The following is a 10,212-nucleotide window of genomic DNA, read 5'->3' as shown; positions in this document are numbered from 1 at the left end:
CAGCGCTTTCAATGCCGAACCAATGATAATAGGTGTGTCGTCACCCGGAAAATCATAGTTGGACAATAGTTCGCGTATCTCCATTTCGACAAGTTCAAGCAATTCAGCATCGTCTACCATGTCCGCTTTGTTCATGAAAACGATGATGTAGGGCACCCCCACTTGCCGAGCCAGCAAAATATGCTCACGCGTTTGCGGCATCGGACCATCAGCTGCTGATACCACCAGAATGGCACCATCCATTTGTGCCGCTCCGGTAATCATATTCTTCACATAGTCAGCATGACCAGGACAGTCTACGTGTGCGTAATGGCGCTTGTCTGTTTCGTATTCAACGTGGGATGTATTGATAGTAATTCCGCGTGCACGTTCTTCCGGCGCCGAGTCAATCTGATCGTATGATTTGGCTTCTCCACCAAACTTCTTCGTCAGTATCGTCGTAATCGCCGCCGTCAACGTCGTCTTTCCATGATCCACATGACCAATCGTTCCCACATTCACATGCGGCTTCACCCGCTCAAATTTACTCTTCGCCATTACGTCAACCTCTTATTGATTTGAGTAGTATTATTTCTTATTAATGATTGCCTCTGCCACATTCTTTGGTGCTTCGGAATAATGCTTGAATTCCATTGAATACGTCGCTCTCCCCTGAGTAGCAGAGCGTAGTATCGTTGAATACCCAAACATTTCAGCTAACGGCACCTCTGCACGAATTACCTTGAATCCCGGAATATCATCCATTCCCTGAATTATTCCACGGCGAGAAGATAAATCGCCCACTACATTACCCATAAAATCGGATGGTGTCTCTACTTCGACTGCCATCATTGGCTCTAACAAAACAGGGTTAGCTTTTCTCATACCATCTTTAAATGCTATAGATGCAGCCATTTTAAAAGCATTCTCATTAGAATCGACATCATGATATGACCCATCAAACAGAGCAACTTTCACATCTACTACTGGATATCCGGCAAGAACACCATTTGCCAATGAATCCTGCAATCCTTTTTCAACGGCTGGAATATATTCTCGCGGAACAACACCACCTTTAATCTCATCAAGAAATTCGAACCCCTTACCCGCCTCGTTAGGCTCCATCCGCAGCCACACATGACCATACTGGCCGCGACCACCACTTTGTTTAACGAACTTACCTTCAATTTCAACTTGCTTTCTTATTGCTTCACGATATGCAACCTGAGGAGCTCCTACGTTCGCTTCCACTCCAAATTCTCGCTTCATCCGGTCAACAATGATTTCCAGATGAAGTTCACCCATCCCAGAAATGATCGTCTGCCCTGATTCCTCATCTGTTCTAACTCTAAAAGATGGGTCTTCCTGTGCCAAGCGATTCAGTGCAATCCCCATCTTTTCCTGATCAATCTTAGTTTTTGGCTCAACGGCCACATGAATGACCGGTTCCGGGAAATCCATCCGCTCCAGTGTAATTATGTGATCCAGATCACACAAAGTATCTCCTGTCGTGACCTCTTTCAAACCCACAGCAGCAGCAATATCCCCAGTTCCAACCTCCTTGATTTCTTCACGCTGATTGGCATGCATCTGGAGCAATCTACCAATTCTTTCTTTTTTCCCCTTAACCGGATTAAATACCGTGTCTCCCGATTTAATCGTTCCGGAATACACGCGAAAGAAAATTAACTGCCCTACATACGGATCGGTTGCAATCTTAAATGCCAACGCAGAAAATGGCTTATCCTCACTCGGCTCACGCTCATCCTCAACACCATTTTCATTTGTCCCTTTTATTGCCGGAATATCCAGTGGCGACGGTAGATAATCAAGTACCGCATCAAGCATCGCCTGAACACCTTTATTTTTGAACGCGGTCCCACAAAGCATTGGGACAATCTCATTATTTATTGTTCTTACGCGCAACCCTTGTTTAATATCCTCTATAGACAAATCACCCGTTTCCAGATATTTGTTCATCAACTCTTCACTTGCTTCGGCAGCCGACTCAACCATTTTTTCTCGCCAGATGGCCGCATCAGCCTGCATTGAAGCAGGAATTTCACGCTCCTCGAATTTCGTACCTTGACTCGCATCATCCCAATAAATAGCCTTCATTTTTACGAGATCAATGACTCCAGCAAATCCATCCTCAGCACCGATTGGCAACTGAATCGGAACCGGATTTGTCTTAAGCCTGCTAATCATTTGCTCACGAACACGCATAAAATTAGCGCCCGACCTATCCATCTTATTAACAAAGGCAAGTCTCGGGACCCCGTATTTATTAGCCTGACGCCAAACTGTTTCCGTTTGAGGCTGAACGCCACCAACTGCACAAAATACCGTACAAGCTCCGTCCAACACACGCAACGAGCGTTCCACTTCAATTGTAAAGTCTACGTGCCCCGGGGTATCAATTACATTGATTCTATGCTCAGGATAATTTCCCGCCATCCCCCTCCAAAAGCACGTTGTAGCAGCGGATGTAATCGTAATCCCCCGTTCCTGCTCCTGCTCCATCCAATCCATAGTAGCAGCACCGTCATGCACCTCTCCCAACTTATGAGAAACCCCCGTATAAAACAGTATACGCTCACTGGTTGTCGTTTTCCCTGCATCGATATGAGCCATGATACCTATATTACGATATCGCTCTAACGGTGTTTTCTTTGCCACTTTTATTTCCTAGTTTATTTTACTGTCGAGATACTCATTTACACGCATATGCACTCATATGCGAAAATTTCCTCAAAACCTAAAGTGAGAGAATGCTTTATTAGACTCAGCCATTCTATGCACTTCTTCACGCTTCTTGATTGCCGCCCCCCTATTTTCCGAAGCTTCCAGCAATTCGCTCGCCAATCTTAAATCCATTGACTTCTCGCTCCGTTTACGAGCAGCATCTCGCAACCAACGCATCGCCAAAGCACTTCTCCTAATAGATCTAACTTCCACAGGCACTTGATAGTTTGCCCCACCCACACGCCGGCTTTTAACCTCAACAACTGGTCTGATGTTTGACAAAGCCTGTGTAAATACCTCGACAGGATCCTTTCCCGTTTTTTTCTCCAAATGATTTAAAGCACCATATATAATTTGCTCAGCGACAGACTTTTTTCCCCGTGTCATCAGCACATTCACAAACTTCGCCAACTCTATATTATGGTATTTGGGATCTGGCAGTATTTCTCTTTTCGGCACTTCTCTTCGTCTCGGCATTTTACTTATCTCTATATTTCTCTTTTAAACGATATAAAATGCGCAGCGCTAAGCTGCGCACATATACTGACCGTGGCTATGCGCTCTTCGGCCGCTTTGACCCATATTTTGAGCGAGCTTGTTTTCTATCTTTTACACCAGCTGTATCCAAACTACCACGAACCGTATGATAGCGAACACCCGGCAAATCCTTGACCCTTCCACCCCGTATCAACACAACCGAGTGCTCTTGCAAATTATGCCCTTCGCCACCGATATAACTACTTACCTCATAGCCGTTTGTTAACCTGACCCTAGCCACTTTCCGGAGGGCAGAATTTGGTTTCTTAGGAGTCGTAGTATAAACACGCGTACATACCCCTCTTTTCTGCGGGCAACTCTCAAGAGCAGGCACCTTGCTTTTCGTTCTTTTTGCTTTACGCGGCTTACGTACTAATTGACTGATCGTCGGCATTTTGCTCCTAATATCCCATCTGTTTAATTATTTCCTTAAGCTAACCCTTGTTATTCGCCTCTACTATGGCACAAACCTCAGCGCAGTAATTTATCTACTACAATTGCTCTTGTACCTTAGTACAGCACTGCCTATTTGACAGATACGCAGCTAAAAAGACTGCAAATTTTATGGTGTTATGATTTACATGTCAAGGTATAAACCACCTGATGCTTAGTCAGCCTGCTCTGCTATTTAAGTTAATTCACCTCAATGAAGACTGGTTGTTTCTCATCCTTTCAGGTATTGCTCATCAACAGTTTCTTGACCCAACATATAAATCTTGATTAAGTTAGGCATGATATAAAAGACAATGTCCTAATGTAGTAAAATTAGTCATTACGAATCATCGTATTACAACTTTCGTGCCTATTTTTATCCATGAACTTAATTCATCAATTTGCGCATTTGTCAGAGCTACACATCCATTAGTCCAGTTGAAACGTGCATGAACTGTACGATCTCCTCGACCAATACCATGAATCCCTATATAGCCCCCAAGCGGCGTATCTTGGGGAGGCAACCTTGAAGATTCAATGGCTTTGGTTATACTCAACCAGGCTTGTCGTGAAATTCTTTTTTCAGCCAAAGCCAGATCTGCCGCTTCCTGATTGGGAAAATCAACTCCAAAAAACCGATAGTAGCGATGATGCTGCTTAATCCAGCTAATTTGAAATGAGCCGAGCGGAGTCTGGTTATCGCCTTTCATTCTCGAGCTACTAGCACCGTATCGGCCAATCGCAATATTATTAAAAGCCAATTGCGCCTTGTCTCCACGCATAACACTAAGTCGTTGCTCCAGAGTATCTATCAGAATCCATATGTCTGAATTTGCGTAACTCCGAAACGAAAATATCAGGGCAAGAAATAGACTCGTATACAACCAGTATTTCATACAATCGAACGTGCTAATGAGATACGTCTAACGACGACACTTTGATTGTCGTATCATCTTTAGTTATACAGAGTAGGCTCATTGCTACCGAAATTTCCTGGTGGAGGGGCAGAGATGGTGTATGGATACAATACGATTCGATTGGTTACCGCTGACTGTTGCTGTGAAAACTCTATAACCCAAGAATGTTACTGGTAAACGACTCACTCCGTAAACCCCCGGCTTACAGAACCGTTTACCTCAGGAATAATCCCGAAATTGTTCGAGATGGATGATTATGAGCCAAAAATTCAATCAAGCCGATACCTGACTACTCATCCCCTCATATAAAAAAGGATAGTCTAAAACATCTAAACTATCCTTTCTACACCTATTTTCAGCCATATACACGATTTACGTAAAATTGGCTTACAAGGAATCAGTACTAGTGATGATGCTCTTCATTTTCTTCACTTTCTGCGGCATCACTTTGATCAGTAGGTTGTTGTTCGTGTTCAACATCTCCGTGATGATGGTGCTCACCTTGATCAGCATCTCCATGGTGGTGCTCTTCTTCATCTTCAGCCTTAGCAGAAGCTTTCTTCAACGGAGTAAAACGAGCAGCTTGTGTCTCTGCCCCATCCAATACTACAAATACGGAAACTACGGTTTCCGGTGTAATTGTAAACTCTCCCGTCCCTTTCATGAAATTTGCAAAAACCGGTATCAATGTTACCGATACCTTTTTCCCATCTTTATCAAAAACATTTGCCTTACCTGATCCACCTTTAGTAAGAACCTCATGATCCATGTGATCCGTTACATATAAACGTAATTCACCATCCTTGGCAACCAGTTCCAAATGATACGGACCTGCCATTCTTAATTGTCCGCCATGTGGAGCAGCCACCCCATCCAATTGTTCATCTGAATGTGCCCAAGTCGACCCTGTAAATAAAGTTAGCAATCCAAAAAGAACCACACCCGTCAGATATTTTTTCATTACTGTTCTCCCTATCACTGGTTAAAAACTACTTAACAAGCTTCATAAATTTATTATAAAACTTCTTACTCTTAACGATTACTTTAGGCTGTCTTCTCAGTTTCTTTGGACAGAATTAATGTACATGATCTCGCGGTGGTGGCAATATCTCCTTTTCCTGATTAAGTTGCAAAAGTTGACTGGTAAGCAAGTTTAAATCACTCCAGCCAGACTGATCCAAGGATGGTATCCAGCGGGCACGCAAATATCCAAAACGATCGACTAAAAACTCCATATGATCGGGAATATTACCTGAACCCAAGATATCGGGATATTTGAGAGTACGCCTGTAAAGGATATAGCTGTTTTTTACTTCAAACCATCCATCTCTTACTACTTCAAGTGGGGTATCAGCAGCAAAGCCAGCTACCGCTGCCTCGCTATACCCATCCAAAGGAACGGCGAGTACAACTGTCTTTAGGCTTCTCAGCTTCTCATAGCTTTCGCTTAACTCCTTTAATCTATCCAATGAATTTGGCCAGCTAAAAAATACCAACAATACATTTGCTGTTTGTCGAAAATCTTTGAGTGTGCCAGTAGTGCCATCATAAGCAGTGAACTGAAAAACCGGTGGACCCATAGAAGGTTTATCCGGTATAACTGCAGGACCCAGTAGTCTCGCCTGGTAGCCACGTGACATTGCATGAATGTAGTTGACCGTATCCCATCGATCCTCTTCAGACAAACTATTTATAAAGCCAGGCATCCCTGTATTTTCAATACCATACCCTAACCAGTGAAAAAAATCACCGGCAGTATGTCTCGCGGTATGCGGTTCTGTCAGCAAATCTGCAGGTGGCATTGACAAAGTTTTAGCTAATATACCGTTACCTTTCCCTTGAGGACCATGACAACTGGTGCAAAATTCTGAAAAATGCACCGAACCATTCGAAATTGAAATAGCATCAAATGGAACAGGTGTATTACGATACGTCTCAGGATAAGCAACAACTGCAAATTGTGGCAAAATCGCAGCGATACCACTAACTACTAATACGCTTGTAACCAAAGCACGTTTTCTAAAATTCCAATCCTTCTTTTTACCCAACCAAAATAGACCAAATGCGGCAACAAGTAAAACTACTCCTAACCCCAAGAAGAATTGAACTGTTGGATCATTCCATGCTCCTGCACCTATCGATCCATCAATAGTAAAACGGAATGGATATGGCCAATTTTCCACCATTGCATGCTTGGCGGGCACTGAGTTGGAAAGTATTGTTGCAAATAGTACAAGAAGCAACGCCAATACAAATTCAACTCGAACCCATTTACGCAATCTAGCTACTCCAGAATCTGGGGCACCTTCCTCCGCACAACCGTAGTTCTCAACCTGAGTAGTTTTATGCACCCACTTAGAGAAGAAAGATTGATTAATTTTCTCTTCTTTATCCAGACTGGAACGGTCTATAGAATCACATACACGCTCAAATGACGGCAACCACTTTGAACGCGCCTGGTACGCTATAAACAATATTGCTATCAACAAAGCGATTTTCGTAACCAGAGCCCAACCATAAGTACTAGCTACCAATGCATGATAATCTTCTTCCACCATCCGATCCGTTAGAATCAGGCCAGTTAGTACTATTGCAACCATGATGGGCAGCGCAATGACCGAAAATCTTTTCAGGCTGTCTACGTTCAATACGAGCTGTATGCCTTTAGCATCACAATTGTGTCGATCGAAAACGATTAATAGAAATGCCGGAAGTGCACCAAACCATGCTCCGGCCATCAGGATATGAATTGCATAAATAGGCACATACACCATGAAATTTTCATCTGCACCCGCATGGCTCACCATCGCCGAAGCTACCAAGGGCAAGGATGCTATGCAAGCTCCCATAACGTAATGCCATCTGGCCCGTTCACGTTTCACGTATATGAATACTGAAACAGCCATCAAAAATAGGGCAGAAATAGCACGTAATGCCCACATATGTCCCATATTGGTATGCCTGACAATCTCAATCCATGCATCAAGCTTCCAAGTATTGGACTCAATTCCGGTTGCTTTACCTGTAGTCGTAGCCAGAACTCCAATAAGCCCAACTAAAACTATAGCAGTCAATACAGGGAATAATTTCTCCAAACGTATGACCCACGCATTATCGAATAACTCTCGCCTGGTACCTGCTATGGCTAGATAAAGACAACTTCCAAGTAATACTAGATTGGCAACAAGCTGTGACCATCTAGCTAATATCGCAACGATTTCCATTACTTATTTTTTATTTTGTTACTTATTTTTAACTGTAAATTTATATTCTGAATCTACTACATGGCCGTCTACAGACAAAACACGAAACTTGACCGTATATTGACCACCAATCAGCTCGGGCAATTCAAGGTAAATCGATTTAGCATCATCAGGATGAACTAAAGGTTTTTTTTCAGTGAGTGCCTTACCATTTGCATCATGCAGTGACAAAGATGCATAGTCGGCTTCAATTTCTTCGTTAAACCATAACCTAACTTGTTTTGGGGAAGCAGTAAGAACTGCTCGACGTGCTGGCTCAGCTTTTGTTAGAGCAGCATGTGCAAACACTACATTTGAACTTGACAATAAAACTAAAGAAATTAATCCCATTACAAAACTGCTTATCTTCACCTTTGTTACAATTTTTTCTATGAACAACTCAACAAAACTTTCTCTTTTCATCTTATTACCCTTCTAATATTTAAAAATAAATATACAAGAACATTGATACTTACTTAAATAGTGTTATGCAATATTGTGTGAGATGCTTTATCCTCAAGGGTTTTGTTTCTTTTTGAAGAAGAAGATGCCGGCACCTGCTGCAAGGGCTAATGCTCCGAGGATATACAGCATATCAGGCTTACCTCCAGTGCCTACAGCAAATGGAAAACGGGAAATATGCTCGGTACCATTGTCTCTGATCGTCACCAGTCCCACGAACTTCCCTTCCGCAGGAAAATCGTGTTCAAAAGTTACCGATCCATTCATATATACCTTTGGTGGTGAATGAAAAACAGTAAGCTCATCAAGATTTCCTTCTGAACCCGGTTCAGCTCCTGTATCACGAATAATCCGCACTTCTGTCGTCATCGTACGTAACGCCTCATCTATGTAGTCCAGCGCTACAATTGTCCGGCCAATATTCGGTATGTCTTCACAGAATTCTTTTTCCTGTGTGCTTTCAGGCTGATAACCCGTAAAGTGCATGGTATAAGGACCAATGGTCAGCTTACACATATCTTCCGCCAATGATAACCCACCATGTGCTTGCACCTGGATTGAACAGACCATTCCCAGCAGTACCCCTCCAAGCCACTTGATACTTGTCATTGTCCACCCTTTTACCATTTAACCATCCTCCCTCTCCTTGATTTTCTTGTTGTGAATCACATCGCTAACGCAGGATGATCCAGTTTAATCATCCTGAGATTTGAACCAGCTTCTCAATCGACCAGATTGCACCAGTTTATACATCAACCAGCCCAAAAACAGTATTGCGACTGCCGGACCTGCCCAGGTACGTACCAGCTTGCCATAATCAACCATTTCAACCCGAAGCTGGTAATAATAATTCAGTGGGGGAACACCTTCTGCGGTCACCATTACCGAATATAACCCCTTGTCCAGTTTACCTATTCCATTGATGACACCATCAGGGTGATAATCGGCTTTTACCTGAAGAATCGCTTCCCCTCCCTTTTCTTCACCCCTGAATACTTTCATGCTCACTGGCATGTTGCGTAAGGCTGGATCAATCAGATCTACCACCAGGTAAGTATCTCCCGCCGCCGGAATCTCTGTACAATAATGCCCCGCCTGATCATATTGAGGCTGATAGGTATTTAAGTGCACCATATTCTCGCCTACCTGACGCACACAGTTATCTTCTTCCAGAGATACACGACCATGTCCCCAGACTGTACTTGCGGAACACAGAATTACGAAAACAAATGCTGTAACAATCGAGTACAGGGATTGCTTCAACACGACACCCCCCCCAGTACTTTTTACAACACCTTCATGCTTTTTCAGCAAACTCTCTCTTCTCATTTTTACAATCCCTTTCAATTCAGTATCCGCAATACTAAATTCGACAGGCTAATTGATGCTTCGTTCAAAACCAAGACTGTGTAATAAAAACCGGTACACCTCTGCCTTACGACAGTGATGTACCGGTATCTTTCAACTGATACTCAGTACTCAGTACTGTTTATCAGAGTTTGGTGAAGACAGGAATCACCGGACCAGCAATACTGTTGATATGGCGATTACCTTCTGCATCCCAAGACATCAATAATCCACCAAAACGGCTTTCCGGGTCACCCAGCAACGCCATCAGACGTTGGATTTCCCACAATGCATCTTTGGCTTCCATTTTCAGTTCCTTGGTCTGACCAGGTTGAATTGCGCTTTCATCGTCGAAATTCAAACCGACAGCGATCAGTTCACGAGGATACTGAGGATCCAAGTATTTACGGCCAGTAGAGTTGATGAAACGTATGCCTGCCGTGGTGAACTCACCAAATGTGACAGGTATGTCGCCATTATTGGTTACTTCCATGGTGACACGCAGTGCACGTCCCGGTACGTCATAGTTAGCATCTGTAATGACAATCGAT

Annotated in this window: 11 protein-coding genes; all 11 read right to left on the bottom strand. The window is 43.2% G+C overall.

The genetic code is table 11. From position 1 onward, the window contains the following. Nucleotides 1–537 (bottom strand): GTP-binding protein (locus tag B5D58_RS12815; RefSeq protein ID WP_143779595.1); only part of this gene is annotated, 537 nt, incomplete at its 3' end. A gap of 30 nt (nt 538–567) precedes the next feature. Next, entirely contained in the window at nt 568–2,658 is a 2,091-nt protein-coding gene (gene fusA / locus B5D58_RS12810; protein WP_011112565.1) for an elongation factor G, read from the bottom strand. 72 nt (nt 2,659–2,730) lie between these two features. Further along, the gene (gene rpsG, locus B5D58_RS12805) at nt 2,731–3,201 is read right to left on the bottom strand and encodes a 30S ribosomal protein S7 (RefSeq protein ID WP_011112566.1); all 471 of its coding nucleotides are present in this window, start codon (nt 3,199–3,201) and stop codon (nt 2,731–2,733) included. A 76-nt stretch (nt 3,202–3,277) separates the two neighbouring features. Next, nucleotides 3,278–3,655 (bottom strand): 30S ribosomal protein S12, encoded by a 378-nt coding sequence (gene rpsL, locus B5D58_RS12800; protein WP_011112567.1) that lies wholly within the window; start codon nt 3,653–3,655, stop codon nt 3,278–3,280. 385 nt (nt 3,656–4,040) lie between these two features. After that, nucleotides 4,041–4,589 carry a L,D-transpeptidase family protein gene (locus B5D58_RS12795; RefSeq protein WP_011112568.1) on the bottom strand — a complete coding sequence of 183 codons (549 nt, stop codon included), beginning with the start codon at nt 4,587–4,589 and terminating at the stop codon, nt 4,041–4,043. 424 nt (nt 4,590–5,013) lie between these two features. After that, a complete protein-coding gene (locus B5D58_RS12790; RefSeq protein WP_011112569.1) occupies nt 5,014–5,571 on the bottom strand; it encodes a hypothetical protein in 558 nt (185 codons plus the stop codon). Nucleotides 5,572–5,686: 115 nt separating this feature from the next. Next, on the bottom strand, nt 5,687–7,834 hold the full coding sequence (locus tag B5D58_RS12785) for a CopD family protein (protein WP_011112570.1): 2,148 nt from the start codon (nt 7,832–7,834) through the stop codon (nt 5,687–5,689). Nucleotides 7,835–7,852: 18 nt separating this feature from the next. Then, nucleotides 7,853–8,275, bottom strand: coding sequence for a copper resistance CopC family protein (locus tag B5D58_RS12780; protein WP_011112571.1), 423 nt, complete (start codon nt 8,273–8,275; stop codon nt 7,853–7,855). Nucleotides 8,276–8,368: 93 nt separating this feature from the next. Further along, nucleotides 8,369–8,941 carry an LPXTG cell wall anchor domain-containing protein gene (locus B5D58_RS12775; RefSeq protein WP_173251275.1) on the bottom strand — a complete coding sequence of 191 codons (573 nt, stop codon included), beginning with the start codon at nt 8,939–8,941 and terminating at the stop codon, nt 8,369–8,371. 66 nt (nt 8,942–9,007) lie between these two features. Then, complete coding sequence (locus tag B5D58_RS12770) at nt 9,008–9,643, bottom strand: hypothetical protein (protein ID WP_011111551.1); 636 nt, start codon at nt 9,641–9,643, stop codon at nt 9,008–9,010. Nucleotides 9,644–9,806: 163 nt separating this feature from the next. Next, the coding region (locus B5D58_RS12765; RefSeq protein ID WP_327184242.1) for a methane monooxygenase/ammonia monooxygenase subunit B at nt 9,807–10,212 on the bottom strand (406 nt) is incomplete at its 5' end.

Origin of the sequence: Nitrosomonas europaea (assembly GCF_900167395.1) — a bacterium.
In the GTDB taxonomy this organism is placed as follows: domain Bacteria; phylum Pseudomonadota; class Gammaproteobacteria; order Burkholderiales; family Nitrosomonadaceae; genus Nitrosomonas; species Nitrosomonas europaea.
Note: the sequence above shows the minus strand (reverse complement) of the source record. Positions and strands in the feature narration are given on the sequence as shown.

What these genes read in the sequence shown, in the direction of transcription:
- rpsG (WP_011112566.1), bottom strand. Translation starts at nt 3,201, where the DNA reads ATGCCGAGACGAAGAGAAGTGCCGAAAAGAGAAATACTGCCAGATCCC.
- rpsL (WP_011112567.1), bottom strand. Translation starts at nt 3,655, where the DNA reads ATGCCGACGATCAGTCAATTAGTACGTAAGCCGCGTAAAGCAAAAAGA.
- B5D58_RS12795 (WP_011112568.1), bottom strand. Translation starts at nt 4,589, where the DNA reads ATGAAATACTGGTTGTATACGAGTCTATTTCTTGCCCTGATATTTTCG.
- B5D58_RS12790 (WP_011112569.1), bottom strand. Translation starts at nt 5,571, where the DNA reads ATGAAAAAATATCTGACGGGTGTGGTTCTTTTTGGATTGCTAACTTTA.
- B5D58_RS12785 (WP_011112570.1), bottom strand. Translation starts at nt 7,834, where the DNA reads ATGGAAATCGTTGCGATATTAGCTAGATGGTCACAGCTTGTTGCCAAT.
- B5D58_RS12780 (WP_011112571.1), bottom strand. Translation starts at nt 8,275, where the DNA reads ATGAAAAGAGAAAGTTTTGTTGAGTTGTTCATAGAAAAAATTGTAACA.
- B5D58_RS12775 (WP_173251275.1), bottom strand. Translation starts at nt 8,941, where the DNA reads ATGGTAAAAGGGTGGACAATGACAAGTATCAAGTGGCTTGGAGGGGTA.
- B5D58_RS12770 (WP_011111551.1), bottom strand. Translation starts at nt 9,643, where the DNA reads ATGAGAAGAGAGAGTTTGCTGAAAAAGCATGAAGGTGTTGTAAAAAGT.